Source organism: Bradyrhizobium sp. UFLA05-89, from assembly GCF_059803475.1.
Map to the genome: position 1 here is coordinate 1 of NZ_JBANBA010000017.1, position 16,135 is coordinate 16,135.

The 16,135-nt window shown below is 64.1% G+C and carries 17 protein-coding genes and 2 pseudogenes; 10 read left to right on the forward strand and 9 right to left on the reverse strand.

The annotated features are described in order from the left end of the window. From SO139_RS11655 to SO139_RS11690, 8 genes and pseudogenes are all read left to right on the forward strand, one after another. Nucleotides 1-150: pseudogene (locus SO139_RS11655) on the forward strand (amidohydrolase family protein); the annotation flags it as partial. Nucleotides 151-170: 20 nt separating this feature from the next. After that, entirely contained in the window at nucleotides 171-1,073 is a 903-nt protein-coding gene (locus SO139_RS11660) for an NAD(P)-dependent oxidoreductase (RefSeq protein WP_449378803.1), read from the forward strand. A gap of 15 nt (nucleotides 1,074-1,088) precedes the next feature. Next, entirely contained in the window at nucleotides 1,089-1,973 is an 885-nt protein-coding gene (locus tag SO139_RS11665; RefSeq protein WP_449378804.1) for an intradiol ring-cleavage dioxygenase, read from the forward strand. Between the two features lie 65 nt (nucleotides 1,974-2,038). Next, nucleotides 2,039-3,541 (forward strand): sugar ABC transporter ATP-binding protein, encoded by a 1,503-nt coding sequence (locus SO139_RS11670; RefSeq protein ID WP_449378805.1) that lies wholly within the window; start codon nucleotides 2,039-2,041, stop codon nucleotides 3,539-3,541. After that, complete coding sequence (locus tag SO139_RS11675) at nucleotides 3,534-4,484, forward strand: ABC transporter permease (protein WP_449378806.1); 951 nt, start codon at nucleotides 3,534-3,536, stop codon at nucleotides 4,482-4,484. Before SO139_RS11670 ends, SO139_RS11675 begins: the two co-directional genes overlap by 8 nt. Beyond that, nucleotides 4,481-5,457, forward strand: a pseudogene (locus tag SO139_RS11680) (ABC transporter permease). Before SO139_RS11675 ends, SO139_RS11680 begins: the two are co-directional and overlap by 4 nt. A 47-nt stretch (nucleotides 5,458-5,504) precedes the next feature. Further along, nucleotides 5,505-6,476: a sugar ABC transporter substrate-binding protein gene (locus SO139_RS11685; RefSeq protein WP_449378808.1), complete on the forward strand. Its 972-nt coding sequence runs from the start codon at nucleotides 5,505-5,507 to the stop codon at nucleotides 6,474-6,476. Between the two features lie 67 nt (nucleotides 6,477-6,543). Next, nucleotides 6,544-6,831 (forward strand): YciI family protein, encoded by a 288-nt coding sequence (locus tag SO139_RS11690; protein WP_449378809.1) that lies wholly within the window; start codon nucleotides 6,544-6,546, stop codon nucleotides 6,829-6,831. Between the two features lie 13 nt (nucleotides 6,832-6,844). Here the strand turns inward: SO139_RS11690 and SO139_RS11695 are convergent, their stop codons facing one another. Beyond that, complete coding sequence (locus SO139_RS11695; protein ID WP_449378810.1) at nucleotides 6,845-7,264, reverse strand: nuclear transport factor 2 family protein; 420 nt, start codon at nucleotides 7,262-7,264, stop codon at nucleotides 6,845-6,847. A 147-nt stretch (nucleotides 7,265-7,411) separates the two neighbouring features. Here SO139_RS11695 and SO139_RS11700 point away from each other — a divergent pair, with 147 nt between their 5' ends. Next, nucleotides 7,412-8,653: an amidohydrolase family protein gene (locus SO139_RS11700; RefSeq protein ID WP_449378811.1), complete on the forward strand. Its 1,242-nt coding sequence runs from the start codon at nucleotides 7,412-7,414 to the stop codon at nucleotides 8,651-8,653. Here SO139_RS11700 and SO139_RS11705 read toward each other — a convergent pair. The 8 genes from SO139_RS11705 to SO139_RS11740 form a co-directional block, all read right to left on the reverse strand. Next, nucleotides 8,637-9,557: a DUF1932 domain-containing protein gene (locus tag SO139_RS11705; RefSeq protein WP_449378812.1), complete on the reverse strand. Its 921-nt coding sequence runs from the start codon at nucleotides 9,555-9,557 to the stop codon at nucleotides 8,637-8,639. The two genes, SO139_RS11700 and SO139_RS11705, sit on opposite strands and share 17 nt — an antisense overlap. Further along, nucleotides 9,557-10,426: a substrate-binding domain-containing protein gene (locus SO139_RS11710; protein ID WP_449378813.1), complete on the reverse strand. Its 870-nt coding sequence runs from the start codon at nucleotides 10,424-10,426 to the stop codon at nucleotides 9,557-9,559. Before SO139_RS11710 ends, SO139_RS11705 begins: the two co-directional genes overlap by 1 nt. 24 nt (nucleotides 10,427-10,450) lie before the next feature. Continuing rightward, complete coding sequence (locus SO139_RS11715) at nucleotides 10,451-11,134, reverse strand: 4-carboxy-4-hydroxy-2-oxoadipate aldolase/oxaloacetate decarboxylase (protein ID WP_449378814.1); 684 nt, start codon at nucleotides 11,132-11,134, stop codon at nucleotides 10,451-10,453. Then, nucleotides 11,131-11,844 carry a PIG-L deacetylase family protein gene (locus SO139_RS11720; protein ID WP_449378815.1) on the reverse strand — a complete coding sequence of 238 codons (714 nt, stop codon included), beginning with the start codon at nucleotides 11,842-11,844 and terminating at the stop codon, nucleotides 11,131-11,133. Before SO139_RS11720 ends, SO139_RS11715 begins: the two co-directional genes overlap by 4 nt. A gap of 68 nt (nucleotides 11,845-11,912) precedes the next feature. Further along, nucleotides 11,913-13,214 carry a C4-dicarboxylate transporter DctA gene (gene dctA / locus SO139_RS11725; RefSeq protein ID WP_449378816.1) on the reverse strand — a complete coding sequence of 434 codons (1,302 nt, stop codon included), beginning with the start codon at nucleotides 13,212-13,214 and terminating at the stop codon, nucleotides 11,913-11,915. Next, complete coding sequence (locus SO139_RS11730; RefSeq protein WP_449378817.1) at nucleotides 13,214-14,086, reverse strand: amidohydrolase family protein; 873 nt, start codon at nucleotides 14,084-14,086, stop codon at nucleotides 13,214-13,216. Before SO139_RS11730 ends, dctA begins: the two co-directional genes overlap by 1 nt. A 9-nt stretch (nucleotides 14,087-14,095) precedes the next feature. After that, on the reverse strand, nucleotides 14,096-14,239 hold the full coding sequence (locus SO139_RS11735) for a hypothetical protein (protein WP_449378818.1): 144 nt from the start codon (nucleotides 14,237-14,239) through the stop codon (nucleotides 14,096-14,098). Between the two features lie 72 nt (nucleotides 14,240-14,311). Then, nucleotides 14,312-15,022, reverse strand: a complete 711-nt coding sequence (locus SO139_RS11740) for a TetR/AcrR family transcriptional regulator (protein ID WP_449378819.1) — start codon at nucleotides 15,020-15,022, stop codon at nucleotides 14,312-14,314. 115 nt (nucleotides 15,023-15,137) lie between these two features. On the opposite strand from SO139_RS11740, the gene SO139_RS11745 reads away from it, so the two are divergent. Next, the gene (locus SO139_RS11745; protein WP_498540075.1) at nucleotides 15,138-16,115 is read left to right on the forward strand and encodes a tripartite tricarboxylate transporter substrate binding protein; all 978 of its coding nucleotides are present in this window, start codon (nucleotides 15,138-15,140) and stop codon (nucleotides 16,113-16,115) included. Nucleotides 16,116-16,135: the final 20 nt, after the last annotated feature.

Genomic DNA, 16,135 nt, shown 5'->3' on the forward strand with positions numbered 1-16,135 from the left:
GCCAATATCGAGGCCGTGATGATCGACGGCGTCTGGAAGAAGCGGAACAGCAGGCTTCTGGTCGACGGGCTGGAGCCGAAGAAGGAGCTGCTCGCGCAATCCGGGCGGCGGCTGGTGCAGGACATCGAACGACAGGGACGCGCCGCCTGAGGCGCCAATGGACAACAAGAATGACAGACTCTTCGAGAAACATCGCTTTCATCGGCATCGGCAAGATGGGCCTGCCGATGTCGACGCTCGTCGCCAAGGCCGGCTGTGCCGTGACCGCCTTCGACCCAAGTGCGGCTCGTATCGCTGCCGCACGTGAACAGGGCATCGCTGTTGCGGCGTCACCGACTGACGCAGTCAGCGGCCGGGCCGCTGTGATCACTTCCCTGCCCGACGATGCTGCGCTGCGCGCCGTGATGCTCGGCCCAACCGGCCTGATCGGCTCGATGGCGCCGGGAGCCGTGCTGATCGAGACCAGCACAGTCAGCGCGGAGGCCTCCGCTGAGGTTGGTGCCGCGGCACAGGCGCGCGGTGTCGCCTATCTGCGTGCACCGGTCTCGGGCAATGCCAGCATCGTCCACACGGGCGCGCTGACCTGCTTCGTCTCGGGCCCGAAGGACACTTTCGAGGCCGCAAAGCCGCTGTTCGCAACTTTCACCCGTGCGCAGTCATATCTCGGGCCCGGCGAAGAGGCGCGCTACGCAAAACTCGCTGTCAACCTGATGATTGCGGTGTCGGCCGCCATGATGGCCGAGAGCCTCGCGCTCGCGCGCAAGGGCGGAATCGCCTGGCAGGACATTCTGAAGGTGCTCGATGACAGCGCGGTTGCCTCGCCCATGGTGAAGTACAAGACCGCGCCGCTCAGGACCCGCGATTTCGAGTCGACATTCTCCTGCAAGCAGATGGCCAAGGATCTCGATCTGATCCTTGGTGCCGGCCATGCCGTCGGCGTCCCGCTGCAACTCGCAGCGCAGGTGCGCGAGACCTACGGCTCGCTGGTCGCGCAGGGCGACGGCGAGACCGACTTCATCGCGACCGTCAAGCACCTGGAACGGCTGTCCGGGCTTGGCGAGCCAAAACTCTGATCAACGGAGGCAACGTTGCGTAACTTCAACGAGAACACGATCACCGACGCCGTGCTGGAGCGGATCACGGGCGCGACCGATCCGCGCGTCAAGCAAGTGAGCGAGGCGCTGGTGCGCCACCTTCATGCCTTCGTGCGCGAGGTCCGGCCCACCCAGAAGGAATGGGAGTACGGCATCGACTTCCTCACCCGCACCGGCCACATGTGCGACGACAAGCGCCAGGAGTTCATCCTGCTGTCGGACACGCTCGGCGTCTCCATGCTGGTCGACGCCATCAACCATCCAGTGCCGGAAGGCGCGACCGAGACCACGGTGCTGGGCCCCTTCTTCGTGCAAGCCGCTCCGGAGAAGACCCGCGGCGAGAACATCTCGGGCAAGATGGAAGGTGATCCGATGCTGGTCACCGGTTCGGTCTCGGCCGTCGACGGCCGGCCGCTCGCGGGCGCCGTGGTCGATGTCTGGCACTCCGACGACGATGGCTATTACGACGTGCAGCAGCTCGACAAGATCGGCGATCTCGCGATGCGCGCGCGCTTCCACACCGACCAGAACGGCCGCTTCCATTTCTGGTCGATCAAGCCCGCCGCCTACCCGATCCCACATGACGGGCCAGTCGGCGAAATGCTGGAGGCGCAGGGCCGACATCCCTGGCGTCCCGCGCATGTGCATTTCATGATCTCCGCGCCCGGCTTCGAACAGCTCGTGACGCATGTGTTCGTCGCCGGCGACCAGTACCTCGACAGCGACGTGGTGTTCGGCGTCAAGGATAGCCTGATCCGCGAGTTCGTCCGTCATCCGGCCGGCCGTGCGCCGGATGGTCGCATGGTGGACAGCGAATATTTCCATCTCAACTATGATTTCGGCCTGAAGCAGGTTGCGAGCGGCGCAAGAGCTGCTTAAGCCGGATCACGGCTGAAAGGACCGACAAGAGTCCGGCAAGCCGAGCTTTTTGGAGAGGACGGACGATGGAGGAGGCTGACACACCGCTGCTCGAGCTGCGCGGCATCAGCAAGGAGTTTCCGGGCGTCAAGGCGCTGGACGACGTGTCCTTTGCCGTGTTTCCCGGCGAGGTCCATATGCTGCTGGGCGAGAACGGTGCCGGCAAGTCGAGCCTGATGAAGGTGCTGTGCGGAGCCTACCGAGCCGACGCCGGCGAATTCTACTACAAGGGCCAAAAGGCCGCGATCGCCTCGACCACGGATGCGCAGATGCTCGGCATCGCCGTCATCTTCCAGGAATTCTCGCTCGTCCCCCATCTCGACATCGCTCAAAACATCTTCCTCGGCCGCGAGCCGAAGGGTCGCATTCCCGGCACCATCGACCGCCGCAGGATTTTAGCCGACGCCAAGCGCGTGCTCGACACCATCGGCTTCGAGATCGACCCCTCTGTCACCGTCGACAAGCTCGGCGTCGCGCAGCAGCAGATGGTCGAAATCGCCAAGGCGATCAGCCAGAATGCGCGCATCCTGGTCATGGACGAGCCGACTGCGGCGCTGTCAGACCGCGAAACCGAGCTCCTGTTCGCGCTGATCGCACGGCTAAAGGCCGATGGGGTTGCCATCGTGTATATCTCGCACCGCATGGCCGAGGTGTTCGCGCTTGGCGACCGCATCACCATCCTGCGCGACGGCCGGCGTATCGACGGCGTCAGGCCGGCCGACGTCACGCCCGACCAGCTCGTGCGCATGATGGTCGGCCGCACCGTCGACATGACCTATCCGCGCAACTTCGCCGACAAGCCCGGCGAGGTGCTGCTCAGCGTCAAGGGCCTGACCTCACCGACCGGTATTTCCGAGATCGACATCGAGGTACGCCAGGGCGAGATCGTCGGTCTCTGCGGCCTCGTCGGCTCGGGCCGCAGCGAAGTCGCGCGCGCGATCTTCGGCGCCGATCCCGTGACCTCCGGCGAGATCATCTTTGACGGCAAGACCATCTCCGGCGAACCCGACGTCGCGGCACGCCGCGGCATCGCCCTGATCCCGGAAAGCCGGAAGAGCGAGGGCCTCGCACTGCTCCGCTCGGTCGGCGACAATCTCGTGGTCTCGGCGCTGCGAAAGTTGTTTCCAAGCGGCCTGTTCGATCAGCGTAGCGCGCAACGCACGTCCGACAACCTGATCCGGCAGCTCAGGATCGCGACGCCGAGCGCCCGCCAGACCGTCGGCCTGCTCTCTGGCGGCAACCAGCAGAAAGTCGTGATCGGCAAGTGGCTGGCTGCCGGCGCGAAGCTCTTCATTTTCGACGAGCCGACACGCGGCATCGACATCGGCGCCAAGTCCGAAATCTTTGCCCTGATCGACCGGCTGGTCGCCGAGGGCGCGGCTGCGCTGATGATCTCGTCCGAGCAGGTCGAGATCTGCCATGTCTGCGACCGCGCCTACGTGATGCGCGAGGGCCGCATCGCCGGGCATCTGGCGCGCAATGAACTGACCGAGGAGAACATCGTGCGACTGGGGATGCACCATGCATGAGGCCGCGGTCATTTCGCAACCAAATCCGCTCCAGCGCATTCCCGGCGTCGCCATCGTGCTCGTGCTCCTGGTCGCGCTGTTCGGGGCGATCGCCCCCGGCTTCCTGTCGGTCGCCAACCTCTCCAACGTGCTGGTGCAGTCGACGATCCTGACCATGCTCGCGCTGCCGATGACGCTGATCATCATGACCGAAGGCCTGGACCTCTCGATGGGCGCGGTGCTGACGCTGACCTCACTCTGCGTCGCCATCGTGTCGCTCGCGACCAAGTCGATGCTGCTGGGTCTTGGTGCCGGCGTGCTGGTCGGTGCGGCCTTCGGCACGATCAATGGCTGGCTGGTCGCGATCCTCGGAATACCGCCCTTCGTCGCGACGCTCGGCACACTCGGCATGGCGCAGGGCCTGTCGCTGATCGTCTCTGACGGCCAGAGCGTGGTCGGCATCCCGCACAGTGTGCGTGACATCTACTCATCCACGCTTCTTGGCGTGCCCTTGCCGATCGTGATGGCGCTCGCGACCTACGCGTTCTTCCATGCCCTGCTCTATCACACCCGCTTCGGCACCTACATCTTCGCGCTCGGCGGAAACCGAGAGGCGCTGAGATATGCCGGCCTCTCGCCGAACCGGCTGCTGATCGCCGTCTACGCGCTCGGCGGCACCATGGCCGGGGTCGCAGGCCTCTTGATGACCGCGCGCATGAATTCCGGCCACCCGACTGCCGGTCTCGGCCTCGAATTCGATGCGATCGCGGCGGTTGCGGTTGGCGGCACCTCCTTCGAGCGCGGCAATGGCTGGCTGCTCGGCACCGTGCTCGGCGTCATCGCCGTCGGCGTCCTGCGTAACGGCCTCAATCTGATCTCGCTGCCGTCCTCGGTGCAGGTCGCGAGCGTCGGCGTTCTCGTCATCGTCGCGCTGTTCCTGGACGGCATCAGGAACCGCGCATGACCGACATCACCAAGGAGGCCCTCTCGACGCCCCGCTCCTTCCTGTCGCAGGACGCGATCCAGGTTTCTACCGCTTGCTCGCGGCACTGCTGATCTGCGCGGTGCTCGCTGTCCTCAGTGACTCCTTCCTGAGCCTCGGAAACATCCTCAACGTGCTGCGGCAGGCAAGCCTGACCTTCTTCATTGCCTCAGGCCTGACGCTGGTGGTCCTGACCGCCGGCCTCGACCTCTCCGTTGGCGCCAATGTCGCTCTCTCAGCCTGTCTCGCCGGCACCGTGATCCATCAGACCGGCTCTCCCGTGCTGGGCGTTCTCACCGCGCTGGTGGTCGGGGGCGTCGTTGGTCTCCTTAACGGCGTCATGGTGACGGCGCTGCGCATCCCCTCCTTCATCGCCACCTACGGCATGCTCTGGGTGCTGAACGGCCTCACTTATTGGTACATGGCCGGCGACACCATTCACGGCTTCCCCGCGGGCTTCCGGCAGATCGGCAGCGGCTATCTCCTCGGCCTGCCAATCCCGCTCTACCTTCTGCTGATCTTCCTTGCGATCGGCACGCTGTTCGCGCAGCGGACCATCTGGGGCCAGGAGATCTATGCGATCGGTGCCAACCCGGTTGCTGCGCGGCTCTCCGGAATTCCGGTCGCGCGCCGGCTGCTGCTGGTCTATGCCGTCTCCGGCACCATGGCGGGGCTTGCGTCGATCATCTTCCTGTCACGGCTCAATTCGGCCGAGGCCGACATCGGCGAAAGCCTGACGCTGCCCGCGATCGCGGCCGTGCTGATCGGCGGCACCTCGCTGTTCGGCGGCATCGGCACGGTATTCGGCACCTTCGTCGGCGCGCTGATCCTGACGCTGGTGCTGAACGGCATGAATCTCTTGTCGGTCAGCGCCAACTGGCAGCCGCTCGTTACCGGCATCATCGTCATTCTCGCTGTCTGGCTCGACATGAAGACCCGTCGCCGCACGCAATGAGTTCGTCGCAACCGATCCAACAAACCAAAATGAGGGATGGAGACAATATGAAACAGAGACTGGGCTATCTTGCACTGCCGCTTCTTGCGGTCACATTCGCGGCACCGGCTTATGCCGACGGCGAAACCATCGCCGTGTTTACAAAGAACCAGACCAACCCCTATTTCCAGACGGTGCGCGTCGGTGCCGAAGTAGCGGCCAAGGCGCTGAATGCCAAGACGTTGCAATATATTCCGACCAAGCCGGACTCCATCCCCGAGCAACTCAGCCAGATCGAGGACGTCGTCGTGAAGAAGCCCAGTGCGATCGTCTTCATTCCCGTCGACTACAAGGCGATGGTGCCTGGTGTCGAGAAGATCAACGACGCCAAAATTCCGGTGGTCAACATCACCGATCGCTCCGCCGGAGGCAAGTTCGTCTCCTTCGTCGGCGCCGACGACTACAGCCTCGGGCTCGAGACCGCGCGCTATCTGCTGAAGACGCTCGGTGGCAAGGGCAACATCGTCATCATCGAGGGCGTCAAGGGCTCGCTGACCAATGTCGACCGCGTCCGCGGCTTTAACGATGCGCTGAAGGAAACCCCGGGCGCGAAACTTCTGGCCTCGCAGCCCGGCAATTATCAGCGGCTCCAGGCGCTCCAGGTGATGGAAAACCTGATGCAATCGAACTCGCAGATCGACGGGGTGCTCGCCGCCAACGACGCCATGGCGGTCGGCGCAATCGAGGCGCTGGATGGCGCCAACCGGAAAGCGCAGGTGATCGGTATCAACGGCACCAAGGAAGCCATCGATGCCATCAAGTCCGGCAAGCTGCTCGCAAGCGGCGACTATAACGGGTTTGCGCAGGGCTGTCTCGGCACCATGATGGCGATCCGCAACTTGCGCGAACAGCCCGTCGTCGCCGAGATCGTGCTGAAGCCCACCGTCATCACGAAGGACAATTTCGGGCCGTTCGACGTGCCACTCGAGCAGCGCACCTGCCCGACCTGGGAAGAGGCGCAAAAGCTCGGCACGAAATAGGCTCGCTCTGTCGAAAACCGGGACGGCCGTTCAATGCGGCCGTCCCAAAAACATCTGCGGAGACATCATGCTGTTTGCCATCCACGCCCTTGACCATGCCAACGCATTGCCGACCCGGCTCGCCAATTACGACGCGCACAAGGCGTTCCTGAGCGACACCTCGCGCTTCGGGGTCAAAATCGTGATGTCCGGCCCGCTGGTCTCCGACGACGGCGAGAAGATGATCGGCAGCCTGTTCCTGATCGAGGCGCCCGGACGGGCCGAGGTCGAGGCCTTCAACCGCGCCGATCCCTTCGCCGCGGCCGGCATCTGGGAGAAAGTCACGATCACCGGCTTTTTGCGCCGCCAGGGTTGAACGGCCGCAACCGCTACGCGTCGATGCCGCGCTGAACCAGGATACGCTCCGCGCTGTCGTTCCAGACGTCCATCTTGGTGATCTTGCCGCCCTTCACCACGAAGCGATCGACATAGCGATTGCCTTCGAAAGGTGTGCCGTCGTGCCATTCGCCGTAGAGCGTGCCGACACTGTAGACCACGGTCTCGCCCTCGCCCGGGCAGACGTCGAACCGGTCCATCTTCTTCTTGACCCAGCGATAGCGCCTGGCGTTGAAGCCAGCCGGCCCGCGCGGATGGTCGAACTCGCGCCCGCCGGTGAAGGTGATCACCGTGCCCGGAGCCAGGTAGACGGCCGCAGCCTCCGGATCGGGGATCATCGAGGCCGTGAGATAGGCCTCCACGATCTCGGCGTCGGACAAGGACTTGCTTGGGGCTTTTGCGGCAACGGACATCGCGGTTTCTCCGAAAGATGCGGAATACTACCCCCGGCTTGCTGGATTGCATGCATATATTTTGAACATTTCCCTCGCTAGACTGCTGGGACTTCGGAGGCGCCTCGCACGGCACGCTCCTGGATGCTCACGCCGTGAATGGTGCCCATGACGAGCCGAACCGCTTTCGACCTGATCTTCCGGAACGCGCTGATGCGCGGCGCCACCGCTCGAGCGGATATCGGCATCTCCCAAGGCAAGATCGCCGCGATCGAGCCGCGCCTTCAGGCCGAAGCCGTCGAGATCGACCTTGAAGGCCGGCTCGTTCTGCCCGGCTTCGTCGACACCCACATCCATCTCGACAAGGCCTGCCTGCTCGGCCGCTGCGGACATGATCATGGCAGTCTTACCGACGCCATCCGCGCCGTCTCGGCGATGAAGCGCGATTTCACGGTCGAGGACGTCTATGCGCGCGGCGCAAGAGTGCTGGACCGCGCGATCGTTCACGGCACGACGCGGATGCGCACCCATGTCGAGATCGACCCGCGGGTCGGCCTGCGCAGCTTCGAGGCCGTCAAGACGCTAAAGCGCGACTATGCCTGGGCGCTGGATCTGTCACTCTGCGTCTTTCCACAGGAGGGACTGACCAACGATCCCGGAGCTGAGGAGCTCTTGATCCAGGCGCTGCGCGACGGCGGCGATGTGATCGGCGGCTGTCCCTATACCGACACCGATCCGAAAGCGCACCTTAATCGGATCTTCGACCTCGCGCAGGAATTCGACGTCGATGTCGATCTTCACCTCGACTTCGACCTCGATCCCTCCTGGTCGCATCTCGGCGAAGTCTGCCGGCAGACCGAACAGCGCGGCTATCAGGGGCGCGTCGCGACCGGCCATGTCACGAAACTCTCCGCGCTGCCGCCGGAGCGCCTGAAACCGGTGGTCGAACGTCTGGCGAAAACGGGCGTCGCCGTCACGGTGCTGCCCGCGACCGATCTCTATCTGATGGGCCGCGACGCCACCCACAATGTGCCGCGCGGAATCACCGTGGCCCACAAGCTCGTCGCAAGCGGCGTGCTGTGCTCGGTTGCGACCAACAACGTGCTCAATCCCTTCACGCCGTTCGGCGATGCCTCGCTGCTGCGGATGGCGAATTTCTACGCCAATGTCGCGCATGCATCAGTCGGCGAGTTCGACACCTGCATTGACCTCGTCACCGAATTGCCGGCACGCCTGATGAACCTCGGCAATTACGGCATCAAGATCGGCAACCCTGCCGATCTCGTCGTGCTCGATACGCGTGACTTCCGTTTTGCGATCGCCGAGCTGCCGGATATTTTGGCGGGCTTCAAGAACGGCCGGCAGGTCTTTGAACGACGCCCGCCGGTGCTATTCAGCCCCGGCGCTTGATCCGCGCCAGGATCCGGTCCGCCTCAGTGCGCCAGTCGGCGTTGCGCGCGAACTCTTTCGTGCCCTTGGTACCGAACAGGCCTTCGTCAGCGAGATCGGCGACCCAGGCCTGTCGCTCGGCGGTGCCTTGCGCCGACCATGGCGTCAGCCCCGCCTCGCGCACGGTTTCGGCGACCTCGCGCACTTCCTCGGCGCGTCGGCGGCCGTGCTCGATCACGCGCTGGAAGAAATAGGCGCCTTGCTTCTCCCAGTTGATGCCGGGAAAGGTTTCCGCGAGCGAGGCCAGCACCGCATCTTCGACGCCATAGGCGCGCGCCGTCGTAAAGCTCTCGATGACCATGGCTTCCAGGCCCTTGATCATGATGCTGCGGCACATCTTTACCGCCGAGGAGACGCCGAGCTTGTCGCTCGCGACTTTGGCGGCAAAGCCGATCGCGTTGAGAAGTGGCTCGAGCTCGCGTGCGCCGGGGCCACCGAGCAGCAAGGGCACCTTGATGCGATAAGGGGGCACCGAGGTCATCACCGCACCCTCGACATAACGTCCGCCTGCGTCGTCGATCAGTCCGGCTGCGCGCTGCTTGGCGCCGGGCGAGGCCGAGTTGAAGTCGAGGAACCAGGTCCCCTGGTTGATCGCGCCGGCGCAGGCTTGCGCCACCGGGACTGCTTGGCTCGCGGTGACCGCGGAAACGATGAAGTCGGATTTTGCGGTGAGGTCAGCATGCGAGGCAGCTAACGTAACGCCGTGGTTCGTTGCATGATTGCGCAAGGCCGCGCCCTGCTCGGTCCGGAGCTTGAGGTCGAAAGCCGCGACCTTGATATCCTGCTGGCGCAAGTCCTCCGCGAGGATCTTGCCGACCTCGCCATAGCCGACAAGTCCTATCTGCCACCGCCTGGAATCGGACATCAGTTCATCCCTCGCGTGGTCTCGTCAAAGAGCTCCTCGACCGCAAAGCGGCGCGGGATCAGCGCCTGCTGGTACGCATAGTCGATGATCAGCTCCAGCGGCTTGCTGTTCGCTTCGACCCCGAACGGCAGGAGATCGGGCGACGCGGCCGGGCCCGCCTTCACTTTGCCGGCCTTCAGGAGATCGTACACGCCGGCGACGATATCGGGGCGCGATTTTGCCAGAGCCTCGGTCACCACCACGAGATGGTTGACCGGGACCACGCCACGCCGGGCGTACCAGGCCGCGGCCTCCGCGGCCGGATCGGGAAACAGCGGCTTGAGCCGCGGATCATTCGAGGTCTCGCCGAGCACGGCGTCGAGCTCGCCATCAAGCAGCATCTGGAGGATCTTCTTGTCCTTCGGCGCTCGTTCCGTGGTGTCGACATATTCGGCAACATGCGGATCCTCGAACGTGATCCAGCCAATCTTGTCCAGGTTCACACCGTAGTCGTTGGCCAAAATGCCCCTGATCCAGGCGCCGGTCGTTGTGGTGAACGACCGGATCCCAACGCGCTTGCCTTCCAGATCGGACGGGCCGAGCTTGCCGCGCTCAGGATTATACAGCGCGTAAGCGTGCTGGAAGCGGCCGAGCATGGTCGCTGGCAGAAGCACGAGCGACTTGCCATGGGCTTTCGCCATCAGATACGTGACGATCGCCATCTCGCAGACGTCGAACGCCTGCTCGCGCACCATCGGCTTGAACGCCGTATTGGTCGGCGTGTATTCGATGAAGTCGAGATCGAAACGGTCGGAGCGGAGCTCTCCGCTCTTCAACGCCTGCACGTGCGGATGACTGCCGAGCACGGTCCGCAGCTTGACACGATCCATCAGCCCACTCCGCTTTTCGTCTGCTTAGACGTCCTCGGGATTGTCAACATAGACGAGCCCGGCTTTCGCCAGAGCCTCGCGCATGTTGTACATGTCGAGGCCAAGCTCGCCCGAGGCGAGGCGGTTGCGCTTGCCGCCTTCGTCGGCGTTGCGCTTCCTGGCCTTCTCTGCAACCTCTGTCGCGGTCCGCTTCGGCACCACGACGACACCGTCGTCATCGGCCACCACGATATCGCCGGGCTCGACGTTCACCCCGGCGCAGACCACGGGAATGTTGACAGAGCCGAGCGTCGCCTTGACCGTTCCCTTCGCCGAGACGGCGCGCGACCACACCGGAAAGCTCATCTCGTGCAGCGCCTTTACGTCGCGGCACCCGGCGTCGATGACGAGCCCCTGTACGCCACGCGCACGAAGCGAGCTTGCGAGCAGCTCGCCGAACATGCCGTCGGTATTGTCGGTGGTGCAGCCAACCACGAGGATATCGCCCAGCCTGCATTGCTCGACCGCGACATGGATCATCCAGTTATCGCCGGGCTGCGCCAGCACGGTGACGGCGGGACCCGCGATCTGCGCGCCGGGCCAGATCGGGCGCATATAGGGCTTCATCAGGCCGACGCGGCCCATCGCCTCGTGCACGGTGGAAACGCCATAGGCCGACATGCCGGCGTGATCGGCGCGCTTGATGTTGCGAACGACGACGGGCTTCATGCCAGGACTTCCTCAACCGTCGGGAACAGACGCTGATAGGCCTCGCCATAGGTCATCGGCACGCCGGTGTTGCGGCTACCCTGGATGCCGCGGTTGAGCGCAACGCGCTCATAGTAGCCCCAGAGATGCTTCTGCGCAGCGAGGATCTGGAATGCCTCGTACTTCTCCTTCCAGACCTCGTCGATCTTCAGGATCAGGTTCGGCTTGAAATTGCACATCTCGGGCTGATGCGGCTCGAACAGGAATACCGGCGGCGCGGCATATTTGTACTGCGCGCCCGGCTTGTGGCCCATGGCTTGCGCGACCACGCGTGTCTCTTGCGCGAAATGCGCCGCATTCGGGTGGTCGAAATTATAGGGATCCTCCAGCGCATGAGTCAGCACGAAGCTCGGGTTGAGCTCGCGGTAGATATCGACCATGCGATCGAAATGGGCTTCCGTCAGCTTGAGCGGATAGTCGCCACAATCGAAGAACTCGATCTCGGCGCCGAGGAGTTTGGCAGCGCGCTCGGCCTCGTCCTTGCGGCCGGCCTTCACCGACTCGAGCGTCGCGCCCTTTTCCTTCCAGGCGAACTGACTCTCGCCACGCTCGCCGAAGGACATGCAGACGATCTTCATCCGGTAGCCCTTCTTTGCATGCAGCGCGATCGCGCCGCCCGCGCGCCAGACGAAATCGCCGGGATGCGCGGTAATCACTAGACCTGTCTTCATGGGACAAACTCCCCTTTCATCTCTTCAAAGTTTGACCTGCTCCCTGCGAAGCACAAGCAGCCAATACATCACACCCCAGCGGCCGGCACCGCCTCGCCGTCGAGCACGCGTTTCAACCGATCCGCGTCGAGCGCGCCTTCCCATCTGGCAATCGCGATGGTCGCCACCGCGTTCCCGATCAGGTTGGTCGGTGTCAGCCCCTGCGACATCAGCCGATGGATGCCGAGCACCAGCGCGACGCTCGCGACCGGAATGGTTCCGGTCGCCGACAGCGTCGCCGCCAGGACGACGAAGGCGGCGCCCGCTATTCCCGCCGCGCCCTTGGAGGTCACGAGCAGGATCAGCAGCAGCTCGATCTGCTCGGTGAGACCGAGCGGCGTGTTGGTCGCCTGCGCCAGGAAGACCGAGGCGGCGGCGAGATAGAGGCAGGTGCCGTCGAGGTTGAACGAGTAACCCGTGGGGATCACGAGCCCTACCACGCTGCGCTCGCAACCGGCGTTTTCGAGCTTCGAGAGCATCGGCGGTAATACGGTTTCCGACGACGTCGTGGCAATGCAGATCAATAACTCTTCCCAGATGTAGCGGATCAGCTTGATGAGGCTGAAGCCGCACCAGCGCGCGACGGGACCGAGCGCAACGACGATGAACACCAGGCAGGTAAGATAGAAGCCACCGAGCAGCCTGCCCAGCGAGGCCAGCGAGCCGACGCCGAACTTGCCGACCGTGAACGCGATGGCGCCGAATGCGCCGATCGGCGCCACCCACATCACGAATCCGACGATGGCAAATACCATCTTTGAAGTGACGTCGATCAGGTTGACCAGAGGTGCTCCACGCTCGCCGAGCTGCACCAGGGCAAAACCGCACAGCACGGAGATGAACAGCACCTGGAGGATGTTGCCTTCAGCAAAGGCGCCGACGAAGGTGCCAGGAAGGATGTTCATGAGGAATGGCACGAAGCCGATTGCGCCGGTCTGCTTGACGTAGGGCTCGATCGCGCTGGTGTTGATGCTGGCAGCGTCGATGTTCATGCCGGCGCCGGGCTTCAGCAGGTTAATCGCGACAAGGCCGATCACCAGCGCGATCGTGGTCATGATCTCGAAATAGATGATCGCCTTGATGGCGACGCGGCCGACCCGTGCCATGTCGGCCATGTGCGCGATGCCGTGCACGACGGTGCAGAAGATGATCGGCGCGATCAGCATGCGGATCGCCTTGATGAAGGCGTCGCCGAGCGGCTGCATTTTTACGCCGAGATCGGGATTGACGATGCCGAGCACGATGCCGGCCGCCATGGCGAGGAGAACCTGGACCCAGAGCTCCTTCCACCAGGCGCGGCCGCGCGGCTTGTCGATCGAGAGCGCCGTCATTACCCGAACTCGAACAGGCGGGCCGGGTTGCTGACCAGGATCTGCTGCTGGAACTCCGCCTCCGGCGCGAACAGCGGAATGAGGTCTACCAGGTCGCCGTCATTCGGCATCACCTTGACATTGGGATGCGGCCAATCCGTGCCCCAGATGACGCGATCGACTGCGGTTTCCACGATCCTGCGCGCGAACGGCACGGCGTCGGTGAAAGGCGGGCCAGAGGAAGAGACGCGCTCGGAGCCGCAAATCTTCACCCAGCATTTCTCGTCGCGCTGCATCAGGTCGATCAGGATCTTGAATGGAAGCTGGTCGAGCCCCTCAGCCGCCTTCACCCGTCCCATGTGATCGATGGTATAGCGCACCGGCAGCTTTGCCAGCATGTCGGCATATTCCGGCAGGTCGATCGCGTCGAAATGCAGATCGATGTGCCAGCCGAGCGGCGCGACCATCGCGATCACCCGGTCGAACACGCTCTTGTCCGGGATGCCACCGAGATGGCGGACGAAATTGAAGCGGCAGCCGCGGAAACCGCCTTCATGTAGCGCGCGCAGGCCTCGCTCGGTGATGGTGTCGTCGATATTGGCCACCGCGCGATAGGCCCCGTTGCTCTGCGCGATCGCGTCGAGCGCAACGGTGTTGTCGGCGCCGTGCACACTGGCATTGACGATCACGGCGCGCTGGACGCCGAGTTTGGCATGCAGTGCTTTGAAATCCTCCAGCGGCGCGTCGGGCGGCGTGTAGGAGCGGTCCGGCGCGTACGGATATTTCGAGCCCGGACCGAAGATGTGGCAATGCGCGTCGCAAGCGAGCGCCGGCAGCTTGAACTTCGGCGTGCGGGTGTTCGGATCGGGCGGCGGAATGGTCGGCTTGTACATCTGGTGTCTTCAGGTGAACTTGAACAGGCGCGCGGGATTGTCGACCAGCAACTTCTGCTGGATCGCGGCGTCGGGCGCATTGTCGATGAGCTTCGAAGCCCGGCCGGCCATCGAAGCGCCCGACAAGAGTTGCAAGCAGTCCCGCCTGCTCATTCCGCATCCCCAGTCAAATGCCGCCGATTGCGGACAACGCGAGCTTTTCGCTCCTCGTCCGTCGGCAGTCGTCTACGTCTTGTTGCTTGCCGCCGCGCGCCGGCGTGCCGGTGCGGCCTGGTCGAGTGCCGGCGCCTGGAACGAGGCCACGGTCGCCTGAACGAGCTGCTCGATCGCAGCGGCCGCGTCGCTGCCGTCGGCTTCGCCGCGCGACAGGCGCGAGACGCGCTCCGGCGTCACCAGTGAGTAATAGAGCGCACCAAGCAGGAAATGGCTACGCCAGACGATCTCGGTGCGCGGCACCTGCGGCAGGCTCTCGTGGATCGCGTCGATGAAGGCGTGGCTGGTGTCGTCGAAGGTCTGCGCGATGATGCGCCGGGCCACCTCGTTGCCCTCGGCCGACATCACGGCGCGCAGCCGCGTGAACCGCGCCCCGCCGCCGGCAAGATCGCTGCCCGAGGTGAAGGCCGGCACGACATAGGCGCGCACGATTGCCTCCAGCCGGTCCTGGAGATCGCGAACGCGCCTGGCCGCGGCGAGCAGTTCGGATCGGCGGAGATTCATCGGTCCGCAGTGGCGGCGATAGATCTCGAGCAGCAGGCCATCCTTGGTCTTGAAATGATAGGTGACGCTGCCGGGGTTGGCTCCGGCGGCCTGCGCGATGTCGCGCACCGACACGGCGTTGAAGCCGTTGGTTGCGAACAACTCCTCCGCCGCAGCGAGAATCGCCTCGCGCATGTTCGGCTTGCGGGCTGTCTCTTTGCTGGTGGGCTTGCGTACCATGTTATTTGTACTATCGTACAAAAGATAAGGTCTCGTCAACAAAAACCAAAGGCGGCGCCTTGGGCGGTCCGAGACGGGCGCCCGGATGGACACTCGCCCCGAGGAGCGCTGGAAAATGCTGGGTTTCAACAAGAAAATCGGTCGTCTACTGCTGGGTACGGGCCTGATGCTGGCCGCGAACGGCGCGCAGGCCGACAATTTCCCGAGCAAGCCAGTCCACATTCTGGTGCCCTATGCCGCTGGCGGCGCCGTCGACGTGCTCGCCCGCACGATCGGCCAGGCGCTCGCCAAGAGCTGGGGCCAGCAGCCAGTGATCGACAACCGTCCCGGCGCAGGCGGCATCATCGCCTCGCAAGCGCTGACGCAGGCGCCGCCCGACGGCTACACGCTGATCCTGGTCGCCAGCGGCCATCCGCTCAACCAGTTCATCTATCCGAGCGTGCCCTACGACACCTTCAAGGATTTCACCGCGATCAGCGAGGTCGCCTCGTCGCCGCTCGCCATCGTCGTCGCCAAGGACAGTCCGTACAAGAGCCTCGGCGATCTCCTGACTGCTGCGAAGAAGGAACCGGACAAGCTCTCCTATGGCATGTCCGGCAACGGCACCTCGGCGCATCTCGCCGGCGAGCTGTTGAAATACATGGCCGGCGTGAAGATCGTCTCTATTCCCTACAAGGGTGGCGCCCCGGCGCTGACCGCCGTGGTCGCCGGCGAAATCCCCCTCAGCCTCAACCCGCTCGCCGAGGCCATCGGCCAGCTCGAAGGCGGCCCGGTGCGGGCGCTCGCGGTGACGTCGGCGCAGCGGTCAAAGGCCCTGCCCGATGTTCCGACCGTCGCTGAGGCCGGAGTATCAGGCTACGACGTCTCGGTCTGGTGGGGTTTTCTTGGGCCGGCAAAAATGCCGCCGGAGATCGTGGTGAGGCTCGAAGCCGATTTGAAGACGGCACTGCAAGACCCGAGCGTGCTGTCGACGCTCGACAAGATCGGCGCAACGCCGGTCGGCTCGTCGTCGAAGGATTTCGATGCCTACATGCATGCCGAGGCGGCCAAATGGGAGCCGGTGCTCAAGGCGGCGAACATCCGGGCGCAATGAGATGACCGGCATTGCTCTGG

Coding starts and splice junctions, on each gene's coding strand:
- SO139_RS11660 (WP_449378803.1), top strand. CDS start 171: ATGACAGACTCTTCGAGAAACATCGCTTTCATCGGCATCGGCAAGATG.
- SO139_RS11695 (WP_449378810.1), bottom strand. CDS start 7,264: ATGTCCGTTGCCGCAAAAGCCCCAAGCAAGTCCTTGTCCGACGCCGAG.
- SO139_RS11710 (WP_449378813.1), bottom strand. CDS start 10,426: ATGGATCGTGTCAAGCTGCGGACCGTGCTCGGCAGTCATCCGCACGTG.
- SO139_RS11740 (WP_449378819.1), bottom strand. CDS start 15,022: ATGGTACGCAAGCCCACCAGCAAAGAGACAGCCCGCAAGCCGAACATG.
- SO139_RS11715 (WP_449378814.1), bottom strand. CDS start 11,134: ATGAAGCCCGTCGTCGTTCGCAACATCAAGCGCGCCGATCACGCCGGC.
- SO139_RS11675 (WP_449378806.1), top strand. CDS start 3,534: ATGCATGAGGCCGCGGTCATTTCGCAACCAAATCCGCTCCAGCGCATT.
- SO139_RS11720 (WP_449378815.1), bottom strand. CDS start 11,844: ATGAAGACAGGTCTAGTGATTACCGCGCATCCCGGCGATTTCGTCTGG.
- SO139_RS11700 (WP_449378811.1), top strand. CDS start 7,412: ATGACGAGCCGAACCGCTTTCGACCTGATCTTCCGGAACGCGCTGATG.
- dctA (WP_449378816.1), bottom strand. CDS start 13,214: ATGACGGCGCTCTCGATCGACAAGCCGCGCGGCCGCGCCTGGTGGAAG.
- SO139_RS11690 (WP_449378809.1), top strand. CDS start 6,544: ATGCTGTTTGCCATCCACGCCCTTGACCATGCCAACGCATTGCCGACC.
- SO139_RS11685 (WP_449378808.1), top strand. CDS start 5,505: ATGAAACAGAGACTGGGCTATCTTGCACTGCCGCTTCTTGCGGTCACA.
- SO139_RS11730 (WP_449378817.1), bottom strand. CDS start 14,086: ATGTACAAGCCGACCATTCCGCCGCCCGATCCGAACACCCGCACGCCG.
- SO139_RS11735 (WP_449378818.1), bottom strand. CDS start 14,239: ATGAGCAGGCGGGACTGCTTGCAACTCTTGTCGGGCGCTTCGATGGCC.
- SO139_RS11705 (WP_449378812.1), bottom strand. CDS start 9,557: ATGTCCGATTCCAGGCGGTGGCAGATAGGACTTGTCGGCTATGGCGAG.
- SO139_RS11745 (WP_498540075.1), top strand. CDS start 15,138: ATGCTGGGTTTCAACAAGAAAATCGGTCGTCTACTGCTGGGTACGGGC.
- SO139_RS11670 (WP_449378805.1), top strand. CDS start 2,039: ATGGAGGAGGCTGACACACCGCTGCTCGAGCTGCGCGGCATCAGCAAG.